This is a genomic window from Pseudonocardia xishanensis (assembly GCF_039541715.1).
In the GTDB taxonomy this organism is placed as follows: Bacteria; Actinomycetota; Actinomycetes; order Mycobacteriales; family Pseudonocardiaceae; genus Pseudonocardia; species Pseudonocardia xishanensis.
The window spans coordinates 1-24791 of the sequence record NZ_BAABGT010000022.1 but is presented as its reverse complement, the minus strand read 5'-3'; the positions used below and the strand labels follow the sequence as shown (position 1 = coordinate 24791).

The window sequence follows — 24791 nt, the reverse complement described above, 5'->3', positions numbered from 1 at the left end:
AGATCGCGTTCTCGCAGGCCAGGCGCCCGTATAACGGGACGGATACGAACGGATCAGCAAACGACATGGTTGTTGTGCTGTGATTCAGATCACAGAGATCGGGGACCCTGAACGCGGCCTGCGTCACCCCCGACGTAGGGTTCCCGACGTGGAACTCACCCATGTCGACGCCGCGGGCGCGGCCCGGATGGTGGACGTGTCGGAGAAGACCGCGAGTGCCCGCACCGCGGTCGCCACGGGGGTCTTCCGGACCACCGCCGAGGTGCTCGACCTGCTGCGGCGGGACGGGCTGCCGAAGGGCGACGCGCTCGCCACGGCCCGGATCGCCGGGATCATGGGCGCCAAGCGCACGCCGGACCTCGTCCCGCTCTGCCACCCCATCGCCCTGTCCGGCGTCACGCTCGACCTCGAGCCGGGGGACGCGGAGGTCCGGATCACCGCGACCGTCCGCACCACGGACCGCACGGGCGTGGAGATGGAGGCCCTCACCGCCGTCGCGGTGGCCGGGCTGACGCTGCACGACATGGTCAAGGCCGTGGACCCGGCCGCCACGCTGGACGCCGTGCGCGTTGAGCGCAAGGAGGGCGGCAAGACCGGGCTGTGGCAGCGACACGAGGACGGCCCGGATGAGTAGGACGGCGCGCGTCGTGACCGCCTCCAACCGCGCCGCCCAGGGCGTCTACCCGGACCGCGGCGGCCCGATCATCGCGGAGTGGTTGCGCGCCAAGGGATACGACACCGAGGACCCCGCCGTGGTGCCGGACGGTGAACCGGTCGGCGAGGCGATCCGCGCGGCCGTCGAGTCCGGTGTGGACGTCGTGGTGACCACCGGCGGCACCGGGATCTCACCGACCGACGCCACCCCCGAGGTCACCCGGGCACTGCTGGACTACGAGGTCCCGGGCCTGGCGGACGCCATCCGGGCCCACGGGGCCCCGAAGGTCCCCACCGCCGTGCTGTCCCGCGGGGTGACCGGCGTGGCCGGGCGGACCCTCGTCGTCAACCTGCCGGGTTCGACGGGCGGGGTGCAGGACGGGCTGGCCGTGCTGGACCCGATCCTCGACCACGCCGTCGACCAGCTCCATGGAGGTGACCACACATGAAGGTGCTCCGCGCCCTCGTGACCGAGGACGTCCTGGACGTCGCCGAACACGCCCGCCTGGTGGACGATCCCGCCGCCGGAGCGGTGGTCACGTTCGCAGGCGTGGTCCGCGACCACGACGGCGGCAAGTCGGTGCGCGGCCTCGAGTACAGCGCGCACCCCACCGCGACGAGCGTGGTGGCCGAGGTCGCCGCGAGCGTCGCACGCCGGGCACGGGGCGTGCGCGCGATCGCGGTGAGCCATCGGGTCGGCACCCTGGCCATCGGCGACGTCGCGCTGGCCTGCGCGGTGGCCGCCGATCACCGTCAGGAGGCCTTCGCGACCTGCTCCGAACTCGTGGAGGAGGTCAAGAGGCTCCTGCCGGTGTGGAAGCACCAGGCCTTCGCCGACGGCACGGACGAGTGGGTCAACTCCACCTGACGTACCGCCCGTGCGGCACGGGCGCCCCGACGCGACGCCCGTGCCACTCGAGCATCAGACGCGGAGGGTCTGACCGACCGCCAGCACGTTCGGGTTGGCCAGGCCGTTCTGCTGGGCGATCTGCTGCCAGGTTTTGCCACTCCCGGCGGCGATCTTGCCGAGGGTGTCGCCCGCCTTCACGGTGTAGTTGCCACCCGCTGCCGCGGGAGCGGCCGCCGGAGCAGGCGCGGAGGCGCGGACCACGGAGGCCCCGCCACCGGTGTCGGCCGCGTTGCCACGGACGCCCGCCTTGCGCGAGCAGGAGGGCCAGGCGTTCCAGCCCTGCGCGGCCAGCACCCGCTCGGCGACGGCGATCTGCTCGGACTTGCTGGCCTGGTGGGCCATGCCCGTGCCGCCGTACGCGCGCCAGGTCGTGGCGTTGAACTGCAGGCCACCGTAGTAGCCGTTACCGGTGTTGATGGCCCAGTTGCCACCGCTCTCGCACTGCGCGAGGGCATCCCACGCGGAGACGGGGGCGGCGTTCGCGGTGCCCGAGAGGGCCAGCGGGATACCCGCGACCACGGCTCCGGCAACGGCGATGCGGGCGAGACTTCGACCGGTCTTCGACATGGTGGAGCTCCAGATATCGCGCGACGGAGTGGGGACTCCGTTGCTCGAGGAACCGGTCGGTGAGCCATGGGGAGTGCTCGTATGCCCACATCCGTGTCATTCACAGATCGCGACATTTCCGTTCCGGAAATACTTCCTCGCCCCGCCGCCTTCCTTTTCTCTCGACGGACCGGAAACCGCGCGACGGGGGCGCCTGCACGACGGTTCCGGATGCAGTGAAGCCGTTCCGGTGGAACAGCCGAACGAGGACGCTACGTTTCGAACAAGGGCTCCGGTCAAACCGATCATTGGTGACGTCCGTCACGGTAACGATACCGAGACCCGGCCGATATCTAGATATCCGCAGGTCAGCCCATTGAGATCACGGAAGTATCACGGCCCGATGAATGGAACCGATCCGGAAATATTGTCGGGTCGCTCACAAGATTCTTGCGACGCTCCGTGACCACCGAATGGCCCAGCGTGATGTTCGACCGTCCGGCCGCGACTGGCTGCGCCGGCGGCGATGGTCCATTCTGGTGATGTGAGCACTCCCGTCTCCTTCGACTCCCCGACCGCCCTCGCCGACGCGCTCCGGGCCACCGGGTACCTCGCGGACGACGGTCTGGCCACCGCCGCCTACCTCGCGCTGGCCATGGACCGCCCGCTGTTCTGCGAGGGCGAGCCGGGCACCGGCAAGACCGCGCTCGCCCAGGCCCTCGCGCAGGTACTGGGCGCCGAGCTGATCCGGCTGCAGTGCCACGAGGGCATCGACGCCTCCCAGGCCCTCTACGACTGGGACTTCCCCCGCCAGCTGCTGCACCTGCGCACGTTGGAGGCCGCGGCGCAGGGCACCTTCGACGCGGACGCGGTGGAGGCCTCCCTCTACGACGACCGGTTCCTGCTGGCCAGGCCCATCCTGCGGGCCCTGCGCACCAGCCCGTCGGTGCTGCTCGTGGACGAGATCGACCGCGCGGACGACGAGTTCGAGGCCTTCCTGCTGGAGGTTCTGTCCGAGCACGCGGTGACCATCCCGGAGATCGGCGAGATCAAGGCCGTCACGCCGCCGATCGTCGTGCTCACCTCCAACCGCACCCGCGAGGTGCACGACGCCCTCAAGCGCCGCTGCCTCTACCTGTGGCTGGACCACCCGGACGTCGCGCGGGAGATCGAGATCCTGCGCAGCAGGCTGCCCGGGGTGCCGGAGCGGCTCGCCGCCCAGGTGGCGCAGGCCGCGCACCGGCTGCGGCAGACCGACCTGATCAAGCCGCCCGGGGTCGCGGAGTCGTTGGACTGGGCGCGGGCGCTGCAGCTGGTGGGCGCGCGCAGCCTGGACGTCGACAGCGCCGCCCGGACCCTCGGCGCCGTGCTCAAGTACCGGGAGGACGCCGACCGCGTCCGGGACCGCCTCGAGTCGCTGCTGGCCAGCTAGATGCCCTCGCCCCTCCCCCCGGGCCTGCCGCCCCCGGCCGAGACCCTCGTCCGCGATCCCGACCCCTTCCCGGGGCTCGTCGGGTTCACCGCCGCGCTGCGCGCCGCGGGCGTCCCGATGACCACCGACCGGGTCGCCGCGTTCACCGAGGCGCTCGACACGCTGGACGTGACGGACCGGAAGCTCACCTATTGGGCAGGTCGTCTCACACTCTGCAGTGATCCGGACGACATCCGCCGCTACGACGCCGCGTTCGAGGCCTGGTTCGACCCGGCCCAGGGCCCGTCGACCTCGCCCCCGAGCGCGCCGCAGGCCCCGCCGCCGCGGCTGACCTCGCTGCTGCCCGCCCGCCAGGGCGGCGCGGCCGAGGACGACGAGGAGGAGCAGGACGAGGACATCGTCCGGGCCACGGCCACCGGCACCGAGGTGCTGCGCCACCGGGACCTCGGCGAGCTCTCCCCGCTGGAGCGCGAGCACCTGCGCAGGCTGCTGGCCCTGCTGCGCCCCGAGCCGCCCACCCGGCCCTCGCGCCGCCGCGGGCCGTCCCGGCACGGCGCCCCCGATCCCGGCCGCACCCTGCGCGCGGCCCTGCGCAACCACGGCGAGATCGGCACCCTGCTGCGCCGGGACGCCACCCGCCGTCCGCGCAAGGTCGTGCTGCTGCTGGACGTCTCCGGCTCCATGGAGCCCTACGCGGACGCCCTGCTCCGCTTCGCCCACGTCGTGGTGCGGCGCTCGCCGCGCAGCACCGAGGCGTTCACCCTCGGCACCCGGCTCACCCGGGTCACCCGCGAGCTGCGCCAGCGCGACCCCGAGCGGGCCCTGAGCGAGGCGAGCGAGGCCATCCCGGACTGGTCGGGCGGCACCCGGCTCGGCGAGGTCATCGGCGCCTTCGTCGACCGCTGGGGCAGGCGCGGGGCGGCGCGGCGGGCGATCGTCGTGATCTTCTCCGACGGCTGGGAGCGCGGCGACACCGACCTGCTCGGCACCCAGGTGGGCAGGCTCGCCCGGCTGGCCCACAAGGTCGTCTGGGTCAACCCGCACGCGGGCAAGGACGGTTACGCCCCGGTGCAGGGGGGAATAGTCGCCGTGCTTCCCTACTTGGACCATCTGCTCGCCGGGCACAGCCTGGAGACGTTGGAACGCCTGCTCGACGTCGTGCGGGCGGCATGATGGAGGTTCCCGATGCGTGATGTGGTCGACCAGCTCGAGGGCTGGTGGAAGAACGGGGACCGGGCCGCGCTGGCCACGGTGGTGGCCACCTTCCGGTCCGCGCCCCGGCAGCCCGGTGCGTCGATGCTCGTCGGGCCCGCCGGTGAGGCCGTCGGCAGCGTGTCCGGCGGCTGCGTCGAGGGTGCGGTCTACGAGCTCGGCCAGGAGATCCTGACCGAGAAGCGGCCCGTCCTGCAGCGCTACGGCGTGTCGGACGACGACGCGTTCGCCGTCGGGCTGACCTGCGGCGGCATCCTGGACGTCTATGTCGAGGAGGTCTCCCCCGAGGCCTATCCCGAGTTCGGCCGGATCGCCGAGGCCATCCGGGAGGAGACCCCGGTCGCCGTCGCGACGGTCGTCTCCGGGCCCGCGGACCGGCTCGGCAAGCGGCTGATCGTCTGGGAGGACCGGGTCGAGGGCGGCACCGGCTCGGCGCGGCTGGACGACGCCGTCGGGGACGACGCCCGCGGCCTGCTCGCCTCCGGGCGCAATGCCACGATCACCTACGGCGTGGACGGACAGCGCCGCGGCGAGGGCCTGATGGTGTTCGTCGAGTCCTTCGCCCCGCCGCCCCGCATGATCGTGTTCGGCGCGATCGACTTCGCCGCCGCCGTCGCGAAGATGGGCAACTTCCTGGGCTTCCGGGTCACCGTCTGCGACGCCCGTCCGGTCTTCGCCACGGCCAGCCGCTTCCCCGGCGCGAACGAGGTCGTCGTCGAGTGGCCGCACCGCTACCTGGAGAAGGAGGCGGCGGAGGGCCGGATCGACGGGCGCACGGTGCTGACCGTGCTCACCCACGACCCGAAGTTCGACGTCCCGCTGCTCGAGGTGGCCCTGCGGCTTCCGGAGGTGGCCTACATCGGCGCGATGGGCTCGCGGCGCACCCACGAGGACCGTCTCGAGCGGCTGCGCGAGCGCGGTCTCACCGAGGCCGAGATCGCCCGCATGTCCAGCCCCATCGGGCTGGACCTCGGCGCCCGCACCCCGGAGGAGACGGCGGTGTCGATCGCCGCCGAGATGATCGCGCAGCACTGGGGCGGGGCGGGCACCCGGCTCGCCGAGCGGGAGGGCCCCATCCACACCTGACCGTGCGCCGGGCCTGGCCGTTCGGACAGGTCGGCCCGTCCGACGGGGCGGTCCGCGGGCGGGTGTCGGTCCTCTAGCGTCGAGCCCACTCGACGGGGAGGTCCGCATGCACCGAGGACGCTGGTGATGCCGTCCGGAGGCCTCGTCCTGCCGTTCGACCCACGGGCGGATCGCCGCGGCCCGCGTAGCCTGGCTCACACAGTCGTGAACGAGGTGGCGGGGGGCGACGTGGCTCTCATCGACGGACCCGGAGTGGACGCCTGTCGTCGGGCGGGGGACACCGTGCTGGTCGACGAGTTCGACCGCGAACCCGACCTCACCGTCACCACCGGTGGCGGCTGTGGCGCGCCGCCGCCGTCGGGCAACCCCCGGGTCTCCAAGTTCCACGCCCCGGAGATCGTCTTCGGCCCGGACTCGCTGCGGGAGGCCGCGCACGCCGCGGCGCGGCTCGGCGGCAGGCGCCCGTTCGTCGTCACCGATCCCGGGGTGTTCGAGGCGGGATGGCCGAACGAGCTGCTGGCGGACCTGCGGGCGGCGGGTCTCGCCCCCCGGCTGTGGACGGACGTCACGCCGAACCCGAAGGACCACGAGATCGAGGCCGGCTACCACGAGTACGTGGCCTCGGGCTGCGACGTCGTGATGGGGCTGGGCGGCGGCTCGGTGATCGACGCGGCCAAGGGTGTGGCCCTGCTGGCCAGCAACGGCGGCCGGATCCTCGACTACGAGGGCATCGACCGGATCGCCAACCCGATCCCGCCGCTGATCATGATGCCGTCCACGAGCGGGACCGGGGCGGACGTCTCGCAGTTCTGCATCGTCACCGACACCCGGCGCCACACCAAGATCACGATCATGGGCCGGGCGCTGGTCCCGGACGTCTCGGTCATCGACCCGCGGCTGCTGGTCACCATGCCGGAGTGGCTCAACGCGGCCACCGGGCTGGACGCGCTGACCCACGGCATCGAGGCGTTCGTGTCGCTGGCCCACGGGCCGCTGACCGACCACCACGCGCTGCAGGCCGTCTCGCTGGTCAACGCCAACCTGGCGCACACGATGGTCAAGCCGGACGACCGCCGGGCACGGCAGGCGATGGCCCAGGCCGCGCTGGAGGCCGGGCTCGCCTTCACCAACGCGATCCTCGGCGCCACGCACGCCATGAGCCACCAGGTCGGCGGCATGCTCGACCTGCCGCACGGGGTGATCAACGGGGTGCTGCTGCCGCACGTCGTGCGGTTCAACGGCGCCACCACCCCGGAGCGGTTCGTGCCGATCGCCCAGGCCATGGGCCTCGCCGGGCACGGCGTGCCGGGCGACGAGGCGGTCGACATGGTCGCCGCGGAGATCCGCAAGCTCGGGGACGAGGTCGGGGTGCCCGGCGGGCTGGGCGCGATGGGCGTCAGCGAGGCGGACATCCCGCGGCTCGCCGTGCTGACCCTCGGCGACGCGTGCCTGACCACCAACCCGCGGCCCGCGGACGTCGACCAGGTCGAGGCGCTGTTCCGGGCCGCACTGTGACCGGTGCCGCCTGGCCGCCCAAGCGCACCGAGGCGCCGTCCGGGAGGTCGTGGCCGGGCCCGGATCTCGACGCGCTGACGGGCCTGCGGTCCGGCAAGCCGTCCTTCTACCCCGAGTACCGGGTCTCGGCCGTGCGGCTGCGCCGGGTGATCCTCGCGCTGGAGCGGATCTCGGCGGCGCTCATCCGCACGATGGAGGGCTCGGAGGCGCTGGTACGGGCCGTCGTCGACGCCGCGGCCGACCACCTCTCCGCGGACTGGGTGGCGTTCGCGCTGGTCGACGGCCGGTTGGCGGACGCCCGCCCGCGCCATCTCGTACTCGGCCCGGACGGCGTCGAGTGGTCGAACCTGGACCTCGTCCCCGCGGGCGTCCGCGCCCACGTGGAGGCGGTGCGCCGCGGCGCGGACCATCCCGAGCACGACCGCGAGTCCGCGCGGCGGCACCTGCACGTCCCCGTGCGGCTGGACGGTCGCACCGTCGGCGGGTTCGTCGCCTGGACCCCGCGGGAGCGGGAGGTCGACGACACCGACCAGTCGGTGATGCGGATCCTCGCAGGCCAGACGGCCTCGGCCCTGCAGAACTGCGCGCTGCTGGAACGGTCGGAGAAGCTGTACGCGCGCACCGCGCGTCAGGCGGAGGACCTCAAGGCGCGCAACGCCGAGCTCCAGTCCACCCAGGAACAGCTGGGAGCGGCGCGGCAGCGCGAGGTGCTCGACGGCGAACGGCACCGGATCGCCCGCGAGCTGCACGACTCGGTCACCCAGTACGCGCTCTCGGCGGGGATGCACATCGAGCTCGTGCGCGGCGAGGTGTCCGACCCGAAGCTGCTGGGGCACCTCGACACGGCCAAGGACCTGACCAAGCGCGCGGTGGAGCAGCTGCGCTCGGCGATCTACGCGCTGAGCCACCACGAGAGCGCCGACCGGGACCTGCCCGCGATGCTGCGCCAGCTCACCACCGTGCACATGCCGGACGAGCTGCGCATCGACGTCCGGATCGGCGGCGAGCCGGTGCCGCTGGAGCCCGAGCAGGAGCAGTCGCTGTTCCGGATCGCGGGCGAGGCGCTGTTCAACACGGCGATGCACGCGGACGCCTCGCGGGCGTCCATCCGGCTGGCCTACCGGCCGGACGCGGTGCGGCTCACCGTGTCCGACGACGGCCGCGGCCGCCCCGAGGAGATCCGGCGCAGCCTCAAGGCCTCGGCGCTGACCCCGTCGGGGGAGCACCGCGGCCTGGTGAACATGCAGACCAGGGCCGCGGAGATGGGCGGGACGGTGCAGTTCCGCCGGGCCCGGATGGGCGGGCTGGCCGTCCAGGTGGACGTGCCCGTGAGCGGGAAGGCGGTGGCTCGATGAGGACGGTCTCGACGGCGGAGGCGGCGCGGCTGCGGGAGGCGGTCCGGTCGTCCCCGCGGCCCGCGGTGCGCGGTGGACCGGGCGGCACGCCGCCGCGCGCGGTCCGGCCGGTGCGGATCGTGCTGGTCGACGACCACTCGATCATGCGCCAGGGGCTGCGCGCGGTGCTGGAGCGCGAGGAGGACCTGCACGTCGTCGGGGAGGCCGGGAACCCGAAGGACGCCGTCGCGGCGGTCGCCGCGACCCGCCCCCACGTCGTGCTGCTGGACCTCAAGCTGACCTCCGGCCCGCAGACGGACGGGTTGGACGTCTGCCGCGCCCTGTGCGCCGCCCACCCGGGCATCGGCGTGCTGGTGCTCACGACGTTCGCCGAGGACCGGCTCGTCGTCGAGGCCGTGCAGGCCGGGGCGCGCGGGTACGTGGTGAAGGACGTGGACACCACCGAGCTGGTGCGGGCGATCCGGGCGGTCTCCCGCGGCGAGTCCGCGTTCGACGCCCGCAGTGCCAGCGCCATGGTCCGCTCGCTCTCGGGCGGGGTGCCGGACCGGGAGCGGCTCACCGAGCGCGAGCTGGACGTCCTGCGCCTGCTCGCCCGCGGCCTGTCCAACCGCGCCATCGGCGCCGAGCTGTTCATCTCCGAGACCACGGTGAAGTTCCACGTGGGCAACCTGATGCGCAAGCTCATGGTCAGCCGCCGCGCCGAGGCCGTCTACGCCGCGACCAAGCTCGGTCTCCTCTGACCGTGACTCCGGTGGAGCGGGTGGTGCGCGGTGCCGGTCCGCTCGCGGGCCGCCCTGCTCCGCGAGTCCCCCACTCCCGCCACGCGAGTCGGACATCTCCGGCGGTCGGGAGCTGGTAGGAACCCGCCCCATGCGCGTGTATGCGGAGCGGCCCGGTCGGTTCGGCCTGCAGGCCCTGTCGGACCTCCTGGCCGTGGCCTGGACCGTCGGCTGGATCCAGCTCGCCACCACCACTCACGACCTGCTCCTGACCCTGCAGGCCCCCGGCCGCACCCTCGTCCAGGCGGGCGACTCGGTGTCCGGCGCCTTCGACGGGGCGGCGCGCGGGGTCGGGAACGTGCCCCTGGTCGGCGACCAGCTCTCCCAGGCCTTCGCCCCCGGCTCCGACGCGGGGCGCTCGCTGGTCACGGCCGGGCAGCAGCTCGTCGACACCGTCGGCGGGGTCGCGGTGGGCGCCGGGTTGCTGGTCGCCCTGATCGGGCTGCTCCCCGTGCTGACGGTCTGGCTGCCGCTGCGGGTCCGCTTCGCCCGCGCCGCGACCCACGCGGTCGCCGCCCGCGCCGCAGGCGGGGACCTGCTCGCGCTGCGCGCCCTCGTCACGCGGCGGCTGCCGGTCTCCGGCACCGATCCGGCCGCGCTGTGGCGCGCGGGCGACCCGGACGCCGTCGCCGCGCTGGCGGACGTCGAGCTGAGGGCGCTGGGGCTGCGGTCGCTGCGGCGCTGATCAGCGCACGGACAGGCGCACCGAGTCGGACATCGGGGGGCGGCCCGCGCCGCCGGACGGGTCGTCCTCGGACACGACCACGGTGTAGTCGCCGGGCGGGAGCGGGATCTCCAGCCGGAAGGGCGCGAAGGTCTGTCCCTCGGTGGTGCTCGTGACCCCCGCCCGGACGACCTCGCGCGCGTCGTCGCGGACCTCCCACAGCAGCGTGGCCTCGACCACGGCGGCCTCCCCGCTCAGCACGACCGGGCTCGCGACCCGCACGCCGTCGACCGGGTCGTCGATCTCCACCAGCGCGCGGACCCGGTAGGGGTCCGCGGCGGTGAGCGGCGCGTCGACGGGCTCGCCGAGCAGGCTCGACGCAGGCTCCCCACCGACCAACACCCGCACCGGATCGGTGCTGCCCGCCGCCGACTGCACGGTGTAGACGAGCTGCTGCAGGGCCAGACCGGCGGGCCCGGGCAGCGGTCCGGCGACCGCCAGGTCCACGGTCAGCACCCCGTTCCCGTGCGTGACGGGGCTGCGCAGCCGGACGCCCTCCGGCCAGTCGGTGCGATGGTCCGGATCGTCCGTGCGGCCCTCGAGGACGGCGGTCACCGCGGTGCCGACGTGATCGGGCGGCTCCCCGTCCGGGCCGCCGTCACGCAGGGCCCTGACCTCGCGGAACAGCCGGTCTCCCGCCGGCGTCCCGCCGACGAACCACACGGGGACGGCGCCCTTCGCGGGATCGGCGGGGACGGTCGTCGGCGCCGTGGGGGCGGGGGTGATGCGGTCCCGGGCGTCCCCGGTGCCCGCGCACCCGGCCAGCAGGAACGCGCCGACGGCCAGGAACGCCCACCTGCTCCGACCCCACATGGCCCCAGCATGTCCGACGGTGACGGACACGCCGGTCACGCCGCGCCGCCACCCCAGCCGAGACTCCACGGTCGGGTGACGCGATCGCTACGGAGCGTCAGACCTCGGTGATCGTGCGCGCATGACGCTGGGCGAGCTCGCGGTAGGTCCCCGGGTTGTTGCGCACCCACCACTCGGCCTCGGCCGTCAGCGGGCCCTTGGCCGATCCCGCGAGCCCCAGGACGAGCGTGCCCTCGGGGATCACCTTGTTCGGCGGGACCGTGGCGCCCGCGCCGACCAGGCTGCGGGCCCCGATCCGGGCGCCGTCCTGGATCGTGGCGCCGTTGCCGATCACGCACTCGGGCCCGATCACGCAGCCGTGGACCACGCAGAGGTGGCCGATCGTGGCGCCCGCGCCGATCTCGGTGACGGGATCGTCCCCGCCGTGGAGCACGCAGCCGTCCTGCACGTTCGCCCCCGCCCGCACGACGATGGGTCCGAAGTCCGCCCGGAGCACGGCGTTGTACCAGACCGACGCGCCCTCCTCGATCCGCACGTCCCCGACCAGGGTCGCGGTCGGCGCCACGAAGGCGGTGGGATGGACGGTGGGCGAGACACCCTCGAACGCGAACATCGGCACACCCCACCCTCTCATCCCCACGACTCCCCCGCCCCACCCCACGATCAAGCCCCCTCCCACGAGTGAGACACCACCGCCCGCGAGTCCGACTCGCAGGCCGCGGGGTCTCACTCACGGTCCGTGGGGCCTCTCCGGGTGGCGGCGGTCCCGTTCGCGGAGGGTGGGGTGTCTCAGTCGGTGGTGGGGCTGCTGGCCTGGGCCCAGAAGCGCTTCGGGATGCGGCCCGCGTGGCGGGCGGCGTAGCCCGCCTCCACCGCCAGCCGCATCGCCGTCGCCATCAGCTCCGGGTCCGCGGCGCGGGTGACGGCGGTGGCCAGCAGGACCGCGTCGCAGCCCAGCTCCATGGCCCGGGCGGCCTCGGAGGCCGTGCCGATGCCCGCGTCGAGCACGACCGGCACCCCCGCCTCGGCCACGATCATCTCGATGTTGTGCGGGTTGCGGATACCCAGCCCGGTCCCGATCGGCGACCCCAGCGGCATGACCGCCGCGCACCCGACCGCCTCCAGCTTGCGGGCGAGCACGGGGTCGTCGTTGGTGTAGGGCAGCACCGTGAACCCGGCGTCGACGAGCTGCTCCGCGGCGTCCAGCAGCTCGATGGGGTCCGGCAGGAGGGTCCGCTCGTCCGCGACGACCTCCAGCTTGAGCAGGTCCGTCTCCAGCGCCTCGCGGGCGAGCTCGGCGGTGAGCACCGCCTCGGCCGCGGTGCGACAGCCCGCCGTGTTGGGCAGCGCCTCGATCCCGAGCCGCCGCAGCAGGTCGAGCACGCCGGTGCCCGTCACCGCGTCGATCCGGCGCATCGCCACGGTGGTCAGCGTGGTGCCGGACGCGACCAGCGCCCGCTCCAGCACCTCCAGGTTGGCCGCCCCGCCGGTCCCGGTGATCAGCCGGCTCCCGATCTTGCGGCCCCCGACGACGAGCTCGCCCATGATCATCCTCCCTGCACCGCGGTCAGCACCTCGACCTCGGCGCCCTCGCTCAGCACGTGCGTGGCCCAGCTCCCGCGGCGCACGACCGCGCCGTCGACCGCCACCGCCACACCGCGGGCGGGGGCGTCGATCGCCGCGAGCGCGTCCGCCACCGTGGCCCCCGGCTCGACCGAGTGGGCGGTGCCGTTGATCCGGATCGTCATGTCGTCCTCCCGAATCGGCCGGGCTCGACGGCGGCGGGCACCGGTTCCCCGCGCAGCGCACCGACGACCAGCTCCGCGGTCAGCGGAGCCAGCAGGATGCCGTTGCGGCTGTGGCCCGTCGCGACGATCGTCCGTTCGTCCAGCCGCCCGATCAGCGGCACGTTGTCGGGGCTACCCGGCCGAAGGCCCGCCGCCACCTCGGTCAGCCCGTACTCGGCGATCCCGGGCACGATCCGCTCCGCGTCCCGCAGCAGGTCCCGGACCCCGCCGACGGTCGGTTCGGTGTCGAAGCCCTGTTCGGACTGCGTGGCGCCGACGACCAGCCCGTCCGGCCGCGGCACGAGGTAGACCGGCCGCCCGTCGACCAGCGCGCGGATCGTGCGGCCGGGCACCGGGAAGGCGCCGCGCCGGTGCGCGAGCCGCAGGATCTCACCCTTGACCGGCCGGACCAGGCCCGCCAGCGCCGGGTGCAACGCTGCGGAGTGCGCTCCGGCGCAGATCAGCAGTGTCTCGGCGGGCTCGCCTGCGTAGGCGCGGTCCTCCACCACGACACCCGCCTTCTCGGCGGCGACCCGCAGGGCGTCCAGCAGGGTGCGGTTGTCCACGGAGAGGTCGGCGGGCACCGAGAGGCCACCGCGGACGTCCGGGCCGAGGGCGGGTTCGAGCCTGCGCAGCTCACGGCCGGTGAGCCGGTCCACCGACCGACCCAGCCGCGCCAGGTGGTCCGCCAGGGCGTCCAGCTCCGCGCGGTCCCCCGTCCCGGTCGCCGCGACGACGGTGCCCGCCGTCTGCAGCCCCGGGTCCCGGCCCGCGGCGGCGAGCTCGGCGGCGAAGTCCGGCCAGCGCGCGACCGACTCCAGCCCCAGCTCGAGCAGCGCCTCCTCACCCGGCCACGCCTCGGTGACCGGCGCGAGCATGCCGCCCGCGACCCAGGACGAGCCCGCGGTGGGCGCCGGGTCCCACAGCGTCACCCGGTGACCCGCCTGCGCGGCCCGCCAGGCACAGGAGAGCCCGATGACGCCGCCCCCGGCGACGACGACTTCCTCCACGATCTCCTCCCTGCGCCGGCATGACCCGGATCAGGTTCGACGGTCGGGACCGGCCAGTCCCCTCTCAGCCCGCTCGCTCGCGGACTCCCGTGCCTTCCGTCCCGCAGCCTACGCTCCTCCGCCGGCGCCGCCCGCGCGTCACTAGGCTCGTCCCCCGTGCCCCGACTCGACCGCGAGACCGTGCTGACCCGCCTCGCCGACGCCCGGCTCTACCTCTGCACCGGCGCCCGGCGGGACACCGGCGACCTCGCCGAGTTCGCCGACGCCGCCCTGGCGGGCGGTGTCGACGTGATCCAGCTGCGGGACAAGGGCGCCGAGCCGCTGGAGGCGAAGCAGGAGCTCGCCGCCCTGGAGGTGCTCGCGGACGCCTGCGCCCGCCACGACCGGCTGCTCGCCGTCAACGACCGGGCGGACGTCGCGCTCGCCGCGGGCGCGGACGTCCTGCACCTCGGCCAGGACGACCTGCCCGTCGAGTGGGCCCGCCGGATCGTGGGCGACGACGTCGTGCTCGGCCGGTCCTCGCACTCCGCCACCGAGACCCTGAGCGCCGCCGACGAGCCGGGGATCGACTACTTCTGCGTCGGCCCCTGCTGGCCCACCCCGACCAAGCCCGGCCGCCCCGCCCCCGGCCTCGACCTGGTCCGGACCGTGGCCGACCGCGTCCCGGCCCGCCCCTGGTTCGCCATCGGCGGCATCGACGAGGGCAACCTGGACGAGGTCCTGGCCGCAGGCGCGACCCGGATCGTGGTGGTGCGCGCGATCACCGAGGCCGAGGACCCGAGGTCGGCGGCGGAATCCCTCCGCGCCAGGCTCGTCTGATCACCGCGTCAGCCAGGCGCGTGCCCGTGGCAGTGTGTCGACGCCGACGGTGCGCGTGACGTCCGCGGCCAGGTCGGCGATGGTCACGGCGCGCAGTGACTCGCGCCAGGCCCGGTCCGCGGCCCCCATCACCGCCGCGATCCCACAGGGTCGTGTGCACGCCTCCGGAGCCGCCGCGAGCGGGCCCCGCTGCCGCACCTCGGTGCACCGGAACGCCGGGTCCGCCCCGTCGATCGCCTCGACGACCTCCAGCACGCTGATCTCCGCCGCCGGGCGGGTCAGCGCGTAGCCCCCGGCCTGTCCCTGCGTGGAGCGTACGAGCCCCGCCCGGGACAAGGCCTGGAGCTGTTTGGCCAGGTAGGTGGCCGAGACGTCGTGGAACTCGGCGAGCCTGGCCGCGGGCACCGGCTCCCCGGACCCGCTCAGCACCACGCAGCAGTGCAGGCCCCATTCGACCCCGCCGGACATCTTCACCCGGCCAGCCTACTTGACTCGGACACCTTGTGTCCGAGTACATTCTCGGACACAAGTTATCCGAGTTGAGGGAGTGGTCATGCGGATCGTCGTCGCGGGCGGGACGGGACTGATCGGGTCGGCGCTGGTCGAGGCGCTGCGGGAAGCCGACCACGAGGCCGTGCCCGCCTCTCCGTCGACGGGGGTGGACACGCTGACCGGGGAAGGCGTGGCCGAGGCGCTGGCCGGGGCGGACGTGGTGGTGGACGTGACGAACCGGATGGAGTTCGAGCCCGCCGCGATCCTGGAGTTCTTCACCGCCTCGACCCGCACGCTGCTCGCCGCGGAACGGGCGGCCGGGGTGCGCCACCACGTCGTGCTCTCGATCGTGGGGACCGACCTGCTGCCGGACAGCGGCTACCTCGCGGCGAAGGCCGCGCAGGAGGAGCTGGTGCGGGGGTCGGGGGTGCCGTTCTCCATCGTGCGCGCCACGCAGTTCTTCGAGTTCCTGGGCATGATCGCGCAGGGCTCGGCGGTCGGCGACCGGATCGTGCTGCCGACCGCCGACCTGCAGCCCGTCGCCGCGCGGGATGTGTCCGCCGCGCTCGCGGACGTCGCGACCGCCCCGCCGCGCGGTGGCGTCCTGGACCTGGCGGGTCCGGAGCGCGCGCCCTTCGCCCGGTTCGTGCGGCCCGCCCTCGCCGCGCTCGGCGATGGTCGGCCCGTGGACGAGGACCCCGCCACGGGCTACTTCGGCGCCACCCTGGAGCGCGACGCCCTGGTCCCGCGGGGCGAGGCCCGGATCGGGGCCACCGACTTCGCGACCTGGCTGAGCGCGCAGGCCGCCCGCGTCTGACCGGGCCCCGACCCGGCGTCAGCCCGTGCTCGCGGCCCCACCGGCCGCGGAGCCACCGCCACCCTGGATCGCCCCGCTCTGCCCCGTGCCGTCCTGCCCCGCGCTGCCGGGGGCCCGACTGGTGGTCGTCGGTGTGGTGGAGCTCGTCGGGGCGGGGCTCGTGGTCGGGGACGCACCGCCGGTGCTCTCGGTGGACCCGTCCGTGGACTCGGGAGCCCGTTTCGTGGTCGTCGGGCTGACGGACTCGGTCGTCCCCGTGGTCTCGCCGTCCGGGGCCGCGGAACCGCCGGTCACGACCCGGCTGACCGACGTCCCGGACTCGCCCCCGGAGATCGGCGACCCCTTGATCCACTCCACCCCGGTGATCGCCAGCAGCCCGATCAGGAAGGCCGCGACCGTGCTCACCAGGGCGACGACGACGCGCTTGCGCGTCAGTCGGGCCCGCTTGGGTGCGCTGGGCAGGACCGGCGCGAGCATCGGCGAGCCCGTGCTCCCCCGCTGCAGCGGGATCGTGGCCAGCGGGTCGACCGGCTCGGCGAGGACCCGGGTGTCGCCCCGGCCGGGCAGCCGCACCTTCTGCAGCGCGATCTCCCGGGTGCGGTCCAGCGAGCGCTGGTACATCGTGGCTGCCAGGGTCGTCACGACCGACCCCAGCGCCGCCCCGGCCACGGTGCCCGCGGCCCCGAAGTAGGAGCCGAACACGGCCGACGTCGCCGCGGCGCCCGCACCGGCGAGGACCTTGTTGATCGTGAGGTCCTTCTTCTCCTTCTTCTCCGCCTCGGCGACGGTCGTCGCGACCGTGGGGCGGGCCGCGCCCGTCGACGTCCCGCCGGTCACCCGCCTCGGGTCGCTCACGTCCCCGAGGGGTCGCCGCGGCAGGACCGACCCGCCGGGCCGCTCGACGCCGGTCGTGCGGCGGGCGGGCCCGGTGCCGCCCGGGCCCGCTCCGGCCGACCGGGGGGCGTGCGAGCCGCCCTGACCACCACCCGGCCGCTGCGCGGCTCCGGAGCGGGGCGGACCGGCCTGGGGAGGCACGGACCCGGGGGTCGACGACGGGCGGTACGGCGGGCGGGGGTTCTGGGCCATGACTCCGTTCACATCATGCGGGGCGCGGGTGACTCTCTCCTCCGTATGAACGTGGTCGATCATGGGAACGCACCCGATGATCACCGGACGTGAGAGGGCTCACCCGTTCGTGGGGGAACCGTCCACGGTAGGGCCTCCGGCCGGCGCCGCGGGCACCCGGGGGTGCCGGATCCCCGGATGGTCCGCGGGCAGCGCCGAGCGCAGGGCGGGCCAGGACAGCACGACGGACAGCGCGACCAGCGCCGGGCTGAACGCGACCCGTGCCGCGCCGAGCGCGAACACCCACTCCGCCTGGTAGAGCGGCACGAACACCGCCACCCGCACCACGTACTGCGCCACCCAGACCCAGCTCGCCCGCTGGTAGCCCCGCATGAGGTCCGGATCGCGGCGCCACCGCGTCCGCTGCCCCAGCGCGGCGCCGACGATGACCCCGAGCAGCGGCCAGCGGATCACGATCGAGATCGCCCAGACCAGCGCGCTCGCCGCGTTCGAGAAGATCTGCACGAGGAAGAAGTCCTCGGCCCGTCCCGTGTACAGCGCGACCAGCGCCGCGACCGTGACCCCCAGCAGGCCGAACAGCACCGCGCGGGGCCTGCGGCCCTGTGTGAGCCGCCACACAGCCACGCCGACACCCGCCAGGATCGCCGCGCCCGCCGCGATCCCGACCGGCGACCACCACTGCAGCTGCCCGGCCGGCAACCAGACCAGCACGAACGCGACGACCGGCACGGATGCGTCCAGCGCGCCGCGCCGCCCGCCGAGGATCTCCCGCAGCGAGTCGCGCGCATCGGGGTCGTGGGGTCCGTCTGACACCCCCTTAGGGTGCCCTATCAGTCCGTGGAGATCACCACGCGTCTGGCGCAACCGCTAACGGATGGGTGATCCTGAACCGATCAGTAGATGACGGGGTGGTGGACGCCCGGCAACGAGTCCGCGAAGGAGGACGGTCATGAACAGGTGGAACAGCTTCGTCGCCATCGGCGACAGCTTCACCGAGGGCCTGGACGACCTCTGGGACGACGGCTCACCACGTGGCTGGGCGGACCGGCTCGCCGAGCGCCTGGCCGCGGGCCGTCCCGGCTTCACCTACGCCAACCTCGCGGTGCGCGGAAAGCTGCTGGACCAGATCGTCGCCGACCAGGTGCCGGTGGCCGAGGACATGCGCCCGGACCTGGTCTCCTTCTGCGCGGGCGGCAACGACATCATCGGCATCACCTCGGACCCGGACGACCTGGCCCAACGGGTGGACGCCGCGACCGCCCGGCTCAAGGCCACCGGCGCGGACATCATCATGTTCACCGGCTTCGACCTGCGCCGCATGCACATGCTGCTGCGCAGGCTGCGCGGCCGGGTCGCCACGTACAACGAGAACCTGCGCGCGATCGCGGACCGGTACGGCTGCCGGGTCGTGGACCTGTGGGGCATGGACGTGCTGGCCGACCCGCGCGCCTGGGCGAGCGACCGCCTCCACCTCACACCCGAGGCCCACGAGCGCGTGGCCCTGCGCGCCCTGGAGGTGCTGGGCGAGCCGGTGCCGGGCGACTGGCGCACGCCGTGGCCCGCCGCCGAGGCCCCCGACTGGCGCGCCCGGCAGGCCGAGGACCTCAGGTGGGTCCGCGAGCACGTCCTGCCCTACGCCCGCAAGCGCCTCCGCGGCGGCCACACCGGGGACGGCTACCTGCCCAAGCGCCCCAAGCTCACGGAGTTCTAGCGCACGGGGGTGAAGTCCCGCGCGCCGATGTACTCGGGGCGCCGCTTGGGCGCGTAGTACGGCTCCACGCAGGCGTTCTCCACACTGTTGAACACGATGAAGATGTTCGACCGCGGGTACGGGGTGATGTTGTCCCCGGAACCGTGCATGCAGTTGGAGTCGAAGAACGTCGCCGAGCCCGCCTTGCCGGTGAGCATCGCGATGCCGTGCCGGTTGGCCAGCGCGGTCAGGCTGTCCTCGTCCGGGGTGCCGATCTCCTGCTCCTTGAGCGAGGACCGGTAGTTGTCCTCCGGCGTCTCGCCGACGCAGGACACGAAGGTCCGGTGCGACCCCGGCATGATCATCAGACAGCCGTTGTACTCGAAGTTCTCGGTCAGCGAGATCGAGCAGCTCACCGCGCGGGGGGTGGGCATCCCGTCCTCGGCGTGCCAGGTCTCGAAGTCCGAGTGCCAGTAGAACCCGCCGCCGCCGAAGCCCGGCTTGTAGTTGATCCGGCTCTGGTGGACGTAGACGTCCCCGCCCAGGATCTGCCGCGCCCGGCCGACGACGCGCTCGTCCCGGACGAGCCGGGCGACGGCGTCGGAGATCTTGTGGACCTCGAAGATGGACCGGACCTCGTTCGACTTCTTCTCGACGATGCAGCGGTCGTCCTGCCGGACGAGCGGGTCGTGCGCCAGCCGGTCCAGCTCGGCCGCGTAGCCCGCGACCTCGTCCGGGTTGAGCAGCCCGGGCACCTGGCTGAAGCCGCGGACGGAGTGCCCGTGCAGTTCCTGCGCCCCGTACATCCCCGCACCGGACTCGCTGCCCCAGACGGTCGGCTCGACGCGCTCGATCAGCGCCGGCCGGGAGGACACCCGGGTGTAGTACCGGTCGTGGGTGGTGCTGGTGTGGCTGCTGCTGGGGGCGGTCATGCCTGCTCCTCTCGTCGGTAGGCGGAAGTGCGGTGGTACAGCGCTCCACCGCCGGACCCCCGTGGGGACCCGGCGGTGGTGCGGGCGTCAGGCCTGCCCGGCGGGCTCCGGGGGGAGCTCCAGCAGCGGGTAGACCCCGTTCTCGTCGTGCACCTCGGTACCGACGACCGGCGGGTTGAACACGCACACGCAGGTGATGTCGGTCTTCGGCCGCACCTGGTGCTTCTCGTGGCCGTCGAGCAGGTACATCGTGCCCGGGGCCAGCTCGTACGTCGTGTCGTTGACCTTGTCGTACAGCTCGCCCTCGCCCGAGACGATGTAGACGGCCTCGACGTGGTTGGCGTACCAGAAGTCGTTCACCGAGCCCGCGCGCAGCACGGTCTCGCCGACCGAGAAGCCCACGCGGTCGTGCGCGGTGACGATCCGGCGGGAGTACCAGCCGGGAGTGTCGACGTGGTTCCTGGTGTTCGTGACGTCGTCGATCCTGCGGACCTGCAACTCAAGCTCCAGACGTGACGGTCTTGACGCACTCGGCGACGACGGCCAGCCCCTCGTCGAGTTCGTCGTCGGTGATGGTCAGGGGGGCGAGGATCTTCATGACCTCGCTGTCCGGACCGGAGGTCTCCATCAGCAGTCCCCGCTCGAAGGCCGCGCTACACACCTTGGCCGCCTGCTCGTGGTGGGCGAACTGCAGCCCGCGCGCGAGCCCGCGGCCCTTGGCCGTCAGCTCGGTCGTGGTGGTGTCCGCGACGATCCGGTTGAACGCCTCCTCGACGCGCTCCCCCTTGCGGATGACGTCCCTCTCGAGGGTGTCGTCGCTCCAGAACCGATGGATGGCCTCGGTGCCGGTCACGAACGCCGGGTTGTGCCCGCGGAAGGTGCCGTTGTGCTCACCCGGGCCCCAGACGTCGTGCTCCGGCTTGATCAGCACGAGCGCCATGGGCAGCCCGTAGCCGGAGATGGACTTGGAGATGGTGACGATGTCCGGCTCGATGCCCGCGGTCTCGAAGGAGAAGAACGGACCGGTCCGACCGACGCCCATCTGGACGTCATCGACGATCAGCAGGATGTCGTGCCGCTTGCACAGGTCGGCGAGGCCCTGCAGCCACTCGATTCGGGCCGGGTTGATGCCGCCCTCGCCCTGCACGGTCTCCACGATCACGGCGGCCGGGTCGTTCAGCGACGAGCCGGAGTCGCTCAGCACCCGCTCGAACCACAGGAAGTCCGGGACCTTGCCGTCGAAGTAGTTGTCGAACGGCATCGGCGTGGAGTGCACCAGCGGGATGCCTGCACCGCCGCGCTTCATCGAGTTCCCGGTGACCGACAGCGCGCCGAGGGTCATGCCGTGGAAGGCGTTGGTGAAGTTGACCATCGCCTCCTTGCCGGTGATCTTCCGCGCGAGCTTCAGCGCGGACTCGACGGCGTTGGCGCCGGTCGGACCGGGGAACTGGACCTTGTAGTCCAGGTTCCGCGGCGCCAGGATCTTGTCCCGGAACGTGTCGAGGAACTCGCCCTTGGCCGTCGTGTACATGTCCAGGCCGTGCGTGATGCCGTCCCGGGTCAGGTACTCGATCAGCTTCTTCTTGAGCGGCTCGGGATTGTGGCCGTAGTTCAACGCCCCGGCACCCGCGAAGAAGTCGAGGTAGCGGTTGCCGTCGACGTCCCACAGTTCCGCGCCCTTCGCCGTGTCGAAGACGACGGGCCAGTTGCGGCAATAGGAGCGGACCTCGGATTCGACGTCCTCGAAGATGGTCATTCTCTACTCAGCGTCCTTCGTTCGGGATCGGGCCGATGCGATACAGGTTCTCGGGCTCATGTCCGTCGCCGAGCAGCTCGCCGGGGAACAGATCCGACCGGTGGATCGCGGTGGAGTTCCGGCGGGCGAACGCGGTGAACATCGCGATGGAGGCCTCGTTGTCCGGGGTCACCGTGGTCTCCATGAACGCGATGTCGGTGACCTGCGACCAGAGCGTGTCGAGCATCCGTCCGGCGACTCCGCGCCCGCGGGCGGCCTCGCCCACGGCCACCTGCCAGACGAGGAGCGTGTCCGGCGCCTCGGGCCTGCGGTAGCCGGTGATGAAGCCGACCACCTGGTCGTCCAGCCGGGCGACCACGGAGGTCGCGGCGAAGTCGCGGCACCAGATCAGGTAGGAGTAGCGGGAGTTGACGTCCAGCACCCCGGTCTCGGCTGCCAGCCGCCACATCGCGAGGCCGTCCTGCGGCGACGGGGCACCCACGGAGAGCACGGGTTCTGCGGTGACCTCTGCGGTAGCTGCCGTCATGGCCATCGAACGTAACAGGCATATTGCGTGATCGCAGGTATCCACCATTGTCGACAACATTTCGAGTGGATCTTTCGTGATCCGTCTCACGATGCCGTTTAACCCGCGCCGACCCGGGCATCCGGCGCAGCCCGGCCGTTTCCCCAGGTGTACCACCGAATTGCGGAGGCCACACGTCGGCGGAGTCCGGCACGCATCGTCACCGACGGCGACAGGTTGTCACGGAGCATGACCCTCGCCACGCCGTCGGGTCCTCCGACCCCGACACGCGGCGTGCCGACCCTCGGCGACGGGCGTCCGGCCGAACGGGGAGTCCGCGGCCCCGCTGGGCTCTCGCCCGCCCGATTCACCTGTGCGCAACATCGGTCCGATCATGAAACACAGAAGCGTTCCGGATGACACACGCCGGCAATCGAAGCCCCGTGAACTAGTGATCGAGCCCAGCACGGTCCGGCTCGAACATCCACCCCCGGAGTTCCCAGGAGCTGACAAGACCATGTCCCCGGAAGCACACCACCTGCGTTCCGTCCCCGATCCCGTCCGCGCCGAACTCGACGGCGCCCACCGCTCGGTCGTCGTCGTCGGCGGCGGCCAGGCGGGCCTGTCGGTCAGCCGCGTGCTCGCCGACCGCGGCATCGACCACCTGGTCCTCGAGTCGAAGACCGCCGGGCACGAGTGGGCGGACCGTCGCTGGGACTCCTTCTGCCTGGTCACGCCGAACTGGCAGTGCGCGCTGCCCGGCTTCGCCTACGACGGACCGGACCCGGACGGGTTCATGGTCCGCGAGGAGATCACCGAGTACCTGGAGAAGTTCGTCGCCTCCTTCGACCCGCCGCTGGTGGAGGGCGTGCGCGCCACCTCGCTGCGTGCCCGGGCAGGCGGCACCTTCCAGCTCGACACCGACCGCGGCACCCTGACCGCCGACCAGGTCGTCGTGGCGACCGGGCCGTACCAGGTCCCGCGCACCCCGCGGATGGCCGAGCGCCTGCCGGACTCCGTCGTGCAGCTGCACTCCTCGCAGTACCGCAACGCCGAGCAGCTGCCGGAGGGCGCGGTCCTGGTCGTGGGCACCGGCCAGTCCGGCTGCCAGATCGCCGAGGACCTGCACCTCGCGGGCCGGACCGTGCACCTCGCCACCGGAACCGCCCCTCGCGTCGCCCGGTTCTACCGCGGCCGCGACTGCGTCGCCTGGCTGTCGGACATGGGCACCTACACCAAGGGCATCGACGCGTTCGCCGACGCGGAAGCGGTGCGGCACAAGACGAACCACTACGTCACCGGGCGGGACGGCGGGCGGGACATCGACCTGCGCAGGTTCGCCCTGGAGGGCATGCGGCTGCACGGCAGGCTGCACCGGATCGGGGACGACGGTGCACTCCACTTCGGACCGGAGCTGCGGGCCAACCTCGACGGGGCGGACGCCGTCGCCGAGGGCATCAAGGACTCCATCGACGCCTACATCGAGGCCAACGGGATCGACGCGCCCGTCGAGGAGCGTCGCGCCCCGGTCTGGGCGCCGGAGCGGGACGCCGCGGAGACCGTCGCCGCCGAGGACGTCGTCGCGGTGATCTGGGCGACCGGCTACGGCCGAGACGACCGCTGGATCGAGCTGCCGATCTTCGACGGCCGCGGCTACCCCACCCACGAGCGCGGCGTCACGAGCCAGCCCGGCCTCTACTTCGTCGGGCTGCCGTGGCAGTACACCTGGGGCTCCGGGCGCTTCTCCGGCGTCGCGGCGGACGCGGAGTACCTCGTCGACCGCATCACCGAGACCCGCCGGGGCACCGTCGCGGACGGCCTGCACTGGCTCGCGGGCACCCCGTCCAGCACCTTCCCGTCCGACGACGACTGGGTCGCCCCCCGGTCGGCCAGCTGAGGAGGACACCATGACCAGGATCGCGACCGCCGCGGCCCCGTTCGACCGGGACCTGGAGGCGGGCTTCCACCGGATCGCCGCTCTGATCGACGAGGCGAAGCAGCGCGGCGCCGAGCTGCTCGCGCTGCCCGAGGCCGCCCTGGGCGGCTACGTCTCCGATCTGGGCGGATCGGCCACCCCGCCGCCCGCCTTCTCGGTCGACGGACCGGAGATCCGCAGGCTGGCCACTCTGGCAGGCGACCTCGTCGTCACCGCCGGGTTCTGCGAGCAGGGCACGGACGGCCACCGGTACAACGCCGCGGTCTGCGTGACCGGGGACGGTGTGCTCGGCACCTACCGGAAGGTCCACCAGCCGCTGCGGGAGGGCGCGACCTACGCCTCCGGCGACCGGTTCGAGGCCTTCGACACCCCCGTCGGTCGGATCGGCATGCAGATCTGCTGGGACAAGGGCTTCCCCGAGGCCGCCCGCGCACTGGCGCTCGACGGCGCACGGGTGATCGTCTCGATGTCGGCGTGGCCGCTCAGCGCCACCAACCGGCACCCGGACCCGCTGCGGGACCGGTGGGCGCGCCGGTTCGACCTGTTCGACCGCGCCCGAGCACTGGAGAACCAGGTGGTCTGGGTGGCCGCCAACCAGTCCGGCTCCTTCGGGTCCCTGGACTTCGTGGCGAACGCCAAGATCGTCGATCCCGGCGGCGAGATCGTGGCCGCGACCGGCTATGCCGAAGGCCTCGTGACGGCCGACTTCGACCTGCGGGCGGACATCGACGCCCATCGCGCGGGCATGGGCAACCTGCGCGACCGCCGCCCCGACCTGTACGGCGCCCTCACCCGACCGGCACTCCTGCCGGTCTGAACCAAGGAGAAGGAAAGAAGATGGCCGACCTGACCGATCTCGAGAAGCAGTCGCTCTCCGAGATCGCCCACCCGTCCCTGCCCGAGGGTTCGTCGATCTACGGCGGCACCAAGGTCTT

The 24791-nt window shown here is 73.1% G+C and carries 26 protein-coding genes and 1 pseudogene; 14 read left to right on the top strand and 13 right to left on the bottom strand.

Annotation, left to right across the window (positions count from 1 at the left end):
- Positions 1–148 precede the first annotated feature (148 nt).
- Both moaC and ABD993_RS36635 read left to right on the top strand, forming a co-directional pair.
- Positions 149–634, top strand: a complete 486-nt coding sequence (gene moaC, locus ABD993_RS06925) for a cyclic pyranopterin monophosphate synthase MoaC (RefSeq protein ID WP_345413872.1) — start codon at positions 149–151, stop codon at positions 632–634.
- Positions 627–1522, top strand: a pseudogene (locus tag ABD993_RS36635) (molybdenum cofactor biosynthesis protein MoaE). The gene moaC and the pseudogene ABD993_RS36635 overlap by 8 nt, the downstream one beginning before the upstream one ends.
- Positions 1523–1576: 54 nt before the next feature.
- Here ABD993_RS36635 and ABD993_RS06910 read toward each other — a convergent pair.
- Entirely contained in the window at positions 1577–2131 is a 555-nt protein-coding gene (locus tag ABD993_RS06910) for a LysM peptidoglycan-binding domain-containing protein (RefSeq protein WP_345413866.1), read from the bottom strand.
- 505 nt (positions 2132–2636) lie between these two features.
- Here ABD993_RS06910 and ABD993_RS06905 point away from each other — a divergent pair.
- The 7 genes from ABD993_RS06905 (at position 2637) to ABD993_RS06875 (ending at position 10174) form a co-directional block, all read left to right on the top strand.
- Positions 2637–3542, top strand: coding sequence for an AAA family ATPase (locus ABD993_RS06905; protein ID WP_425568906.1), 906 nt, complete (start codon positions 2637–2639; stop codon positions 3540–3542).
- Positions 3543–4715 (top strand): vWA domain-containing protein, encoded by a 1173-nt coding sequence (locus ABD993_RS06900; protein WP_345413862.1) that lies wholly within the window; start codon positions 3543–3545, stop codon positions 4713–4715.
- Between the two features lie 12 nt (positions 4716–4727).
- Positions 4728–5840, top strand: coding sequence for an XdhC family protein (locus ABD993_RS06895; protein WP_345413860.1), 1113 nt, complete (start codon positions 4728–4730; stop codon positions 5838–5840).
- A gap of 228 nt (positions 5841–6068) precedes the next feature.
- Positions 6069–7355, top strand: a complete 1287-nt coding sequence (locus tag ABD993_RS06890; protein WP_345413859.1) for an iron-containing alcohol dehydrogenase — start codon at positions 6069–6071, stop codon at positions 7353–7355.
- On the top strand, positions 7352–8710 hold the full coding sequence (locus ABD993_RS06885) for a MadS family sensor histidine kinase (protein ID WP_345413857.1): 1359 nt from the start codon (positions 7352–7354) through the stop codon (positions 8708–8710). The genes ABD993_RS06890 and ABD993_RS06885 overlap by 4 nt, the downstream gene beginning before the upstream one ends.
- Positions 8707–9450 carry a MadR family response regulator transcription factor gene (locus ABD993_RS06880; RefSeq protein WP_345413855.1) on the top strand — a complete coding sequence of 248 codons (744 nt, stop codon included), beginning with the start codon at positions 8707–8709 and terminating at the stop codon, positions 9448–9450. Before ABD993_RS06885 ends, ABD993_RS06880 begins: the two co-directional genes overlap by 4 nt.
- Positions 9451–9580: 130 nt before the next feature.
- Complete coding sequence (locus ABD993_RS06875; protein ID WP_345413853.1) at positions 9581–10174, top strand: hypothetical protein; 594 nt, start codon at positions 9581–9583, stop codon at positions 10172–10174.
- Here the strand turns inward: ABD993_RS06875 and ABD993_RS06870 are convergent, their stop codons facing one another.
- From ABD993_RS06870 to thiO, 5 genes are all read right to left on the bottom strand, one after another.
- Entirely contained in the window at positions 10175–11026 is an 852-nt protein-coding gene (locus ABD993_RS06870; RefSeq protein WP_345413851.1) for a Gmad2 immunoglobulin-like domain-containing protein, read from the bottom strand.
- A gap of 97 nt (positions 11027–11123) precedes the next feature.
- A complete protein-coding gene (locus tag ABD993_RS06865) occupies positions 11124–11645 on the bottom strand; it encodes a gamma carbonic anhydrase family protein (RefSeq protein ID WP_345414003.1) in 522 nt (173 codons plus the stop codon).
- 170 nt (positions 11646–11815) lie between these two features.
- On the bottom strand, positions 11816–12571 hold the full coding sequence (gene thiG, locus ABD993_RS06860; protein WP_345413849.1) for a thiazole synthase: 756 nt from the start codon (positions 12569–12571) through the stop codon (positions 11816–11818).
- 2 nt (positions 12572–12573) lie between these two features.
- Positions 12574–12774 (bottom strand): sulfur carrier protein ThiS, encoded by a 201-nt coding sequence (gene thiS, locus ABD993_RS06855; RefSeq protein ID WP_345413847.1) that lies wholly within the window; start codon positions 12772–12774, stop codon positions 12574–12576.
- The gene (gene thiO / locus ABD993_RS06850; protein WP_345413845.1) at positions 12771–13823 is read right to left on the bottom strand and encodes a glycine oxidase ThiO; all 1053 of its coding nucleotides are present in this window, start codon (positions 13821–13823) and stop codon (positions 12771–12773) included. Before thiO ends, thiS begins: the two co-directional genes overlap by 4 nt.
- 156 nt (positions 13824–13979) lie before the next feature.
- On the opposite strand from thiO, the gene thiE reads away from it, so the two are divergent.
- Positions 13980–14642 (top strand): thiamine phosphate synthase, encoded by a 663-nt coding sequence (gene thiE, locus ABD993_RS06845; protein WP_345413843.1) that lies wholly within the window; start codon positions 13980–13982, stop codon positions 14640–14642.
- Here the strand turns inward: thiE and ABD993_RS06840 are convergent, their stop codons facing one another.
- Positions 14643–15110 carry an RrF2 family transcriptional regulator gene (locus tag ABD993_RS06840; protein ID WP_345414001.1) on the bottom strand — a complete coding sequence of 156 codons (468 nt, stop codon included), beginning with the start codon at positions 15108–15110 and terminating at the stop codon, positions 14643–14645.
- A gap of 85 nt (positions 15111–15195) precedes the next feature.
- On the opposite strand from ABD993_RS06840, the gene ABD993_RS06835 reads away from it, so the two are divergent.
- Complete coding sequence (locus ABD993_RS06835; RefSeq protein WP_345413841.1) at positions 15196–15951, top strand: SDR family oxidoreductase; 756 nt, start codon at positions 15196–15198, stop codon at positions 15949–15951.
- 18 nt (positions 15952–15969) lie between these two features.
- On the opposite strand, the gene ABD993_RS06830 is transcribed toward ABD993_RS06835, so the two are convergent.
- Entirely contained in the window at positions 15970–17037 is a 1068-nt protein-coding gene (locus ABD993_RS06830) for a hypothetical protein (RefSeq protein WP_345413840.1), read from the bottom strand.
- Positions 17038–17136: 99 nt separating this feature from the next.
- Positions 17137–17850, bottom strand: coding sequence for a DUF3159 domain-containing protein (locus ABD993_RS06825; RefSeq protein WP_345413838.1), 714 nt, complete (start codon positions 17848–17850; stop codon positions 17137–17139).
- Positions 17851–17986: 136 nt separating this feature from the next.
- On the opposite strand from ABD993_RS06825, the gene ABD993_RS06820 reads away from it, so the two are divergent.
- The gene (locus ABD993_RS06820; RefSeq protein ID WP_345413837.1) at positions 17987–18748 is read left to right on the top strand and encodes an SGNH/GDSL hydrolase family protein; all 762 of its coding nucleotides are present in this window, start codon (positions 17987–17989) and stop codon (positions 18746–18748) included.
- On the opposite strand, the gene thpD is transcribed toward ABD993_RS06820, so the two are convergent.
- The 4 genes from thpD to ectA all read right to left on the bottom strand — a co-directional run bounded on the left by thpD (position 18745) and on the right by ectA (position 21941).
- Complete coding sequence (thpD, locus tag ABD993_RS06815) at positions 18745–19659, bottom strand: ectoine hydroxylase (RefSeq protein ID WP_345413835.1); 915 nt, start codon at positions 19657–19659, stop codon at positions 18745–18747. The genes ABD993_RS06820 and thpD overlap by 4 nt on opposite strands.
- Positions 19660–19746: 87 nt before the next feature.
- Positions 19747–20157 carry an ectoine synthase gene (locus ABD993_RS06810; RefSeq protein WP_345413833.1) on the bottom strand — a complete coding sequence of 137 codons (411 nt, stop codon included), beginning with the start codon at positions 20155–20157 and terminating at the stop codon, positions 19747–19749.
- Between the two features lies 1 nt (position 20158).
- Entirely contained in the window at positions 20159–21415 is a 1257-nt protein-coding gene (gene ectB / locus ABD993_RS06805; protein ID WP_345413831.1) for a diaminobutyrate--2-oxoglutarate transaminase, read from the bottom strand.
- Positions 21416–21422: 7 nt separating this feature from the next.
- Positions 21423–21941, bottom strand: coding sequence for a diaminobutyrate acetyltransferase (gene ectA, locus ABD993_RS06800; RefSeq protein WP_345413830.1), 519 nt, complete (start codon positions 21939–21941; stop codon positions 21423–21425).
- A 496-nt stretch (positions 21942–22437) separates the two neighbouring features.
- On the opposite strand from ectA, the gene ABD993_RS06795 reads away from it, so the two are divergent.
- Together ABD993_RS06795 and ABD993_RS06790 are read left to right on the top strand one after the other, a co-directional pair.
- Positions 22438–23817: an MSMEG_0569 family flavin-dependent oxidoreductase gene (locus ABD993_RS06795; protein ID WP_345413828.1), complete on the top strand. Its 1380-nt coding sequence runs from the start codon at positions 22438–22440 to the stop codon at positions 23815–23817.
- 10 nt (positions 23818–23827) lie between these two features.
- Positions 23828–24673 carry a carbon-nitrogen hydrolase family protein gene (locus tag ABD993_RS06790; RefSeq protein ID WP_345413826.1) on the top strand — a complete coding sequence of 282 codons (846 nt, stop codon included), beginning with the start codon at positions 23828–23830 and terminating at the stop codon, positions 24671–24673.
- The last annotated feature ends 118 nt before the right edge of the window (positions 24674–24791 follow it).

What these genes read in the sequence shown, in the direction of transcription:
- ABD993_RS06910 (WP_345413866.1), bottom strand. Translation starts at nt 2,131, where the DNA reads ATGTCGAAGACCGGTCGAAGTCTCGCCCGCATCGCCGTTGCCGGAGCC.
- ABD993_RS06905 (WP_425568906.1), top strand. Translation starts at nt 2,637, where the DNA reads ATGGTCCATTCTGGTGATGTGAGCACTCCCGTCTCCTTCGACTCCCCG.
- ABD993_RS06900 (WP_345413862.1), top strand. Translation starts at nt 3,543, where the DNA reads ATGCCCTCGCCCCTCCCCCCGGGCCTGCCGCCCCCGGCCGAGACCCTC.
- ABD993_RS06895 (WP_345413860.1), top strand. Translation starts at nt 4,728, where the DNA reads ATGCGTGATGTGGTCGACCAGCTCGAGGGCTGGTGGAAGAACGGGGAC.
- ABD993_RS06880 (WP_345413855.1), top strand. Translation starts at nt 8,707, where the DNA reads ATGAGGACGGTCTCGACGGCGGAGGCGGCGCGGCTGCGGGAGGCGGTC.
- ABD993_RS06875 (WP_345413853.1), top strand. Translation starts at nt 9,581, where the DNA reads ATGCGCGTGTATGCGGAGCGGCCCGGTCGGTTCGGCCTGCAGGCCCTG.
- ABD993_RS06870 (WP_345413851.1), bottom strand. Translation starts at nt 11,026, where the DNA reads ATGTGGGGTCGGAGCAGGTGGGCGTTCCTGGCCGTCGGCGCGTTCCTG.
- thiG (WP_345413849.1), bottom strand. Translation starts at nt 12,571, where the DNA reads ATGGGCGAGCTCGTCGTCGGGGGCCGCAAGATCGGGAGCCGGCTGATC.
- thiS (WP_345413847.1), bottom strand. Translation starts at nt 12,774, where the DNA reads ATGACGATCCGGATCAACGGCACCGCCCACTCGGTCGAGCCGGGGGCC.
- ABD993_RS06840 (WP_345414001.1), bottom strand. Translation starts at nt 15,110, where the DNA reads ATGTCCGGCGGGGTCGAATGGGGCCTGCACTGCTGCGTGGTGCTGAGC.
- ABD993_RS06835 (WP_345413841.1), top strand. Translation starts at nt 15,196, where the DNA reads ATGCGGATCGTCGTCGCGGGCGGGACGGGACTGATCGGGTCGGCGCTG.
- ABD993_RS06830 (WP_345413840.1), bottom strand. Translation starts at nt 17,037, where the DNA reads ATGGCCCAGAACCCCCGCCCGCCGTACCGCCCGTCGTCGACCCCCGGG.
- ABD993_RS06820 (WP_345413837.1), top strand. Translation starts at nt 17,987, where the DNA reads ATGAACAGGTGGAACAGCTTCGTCGCCATCGGCGACAGCTTCACCGAG.
- thpD (WP_345413835.1), bottom strand. Translation starts at nt 19,659, where the DNA reads ATGACCGCCCCCAGCAGCAGCCACACCAGCACCACCCACGACCGGTAC.
- ectB (WP_345413831.1), bottom strand. Translation starts at nt 21,415, where the DNA reads ATGACCATCTTCGAGGACGTCGAATCCGAGGTCCGCTCCTATTGCCGC.
- ectA (WP_345413830.1), bottom strand. Translation starts at nt 21,941, where the DNA reads ATGACGGCAGCTACCGCAGAGGTCACCGCAGAACCCGTGCTCTCCGTG.
- ABD993_RS06795 (WP_345413828.1), top strand. Translation starts at nt 22,438, where the DNA reads ATGTCCCCGGAAGCACACCACCTGCGTTCCGTCCCCGATCCCGTCCGC.
- ABD993_RS06790 (WP_345413826.1), top strand. Translation starts at nt 23,828, where the DNA reads ATGACCAGGATCGCGACCGCCGCGGCCCCGTTCGACCGGGACCTGGAG.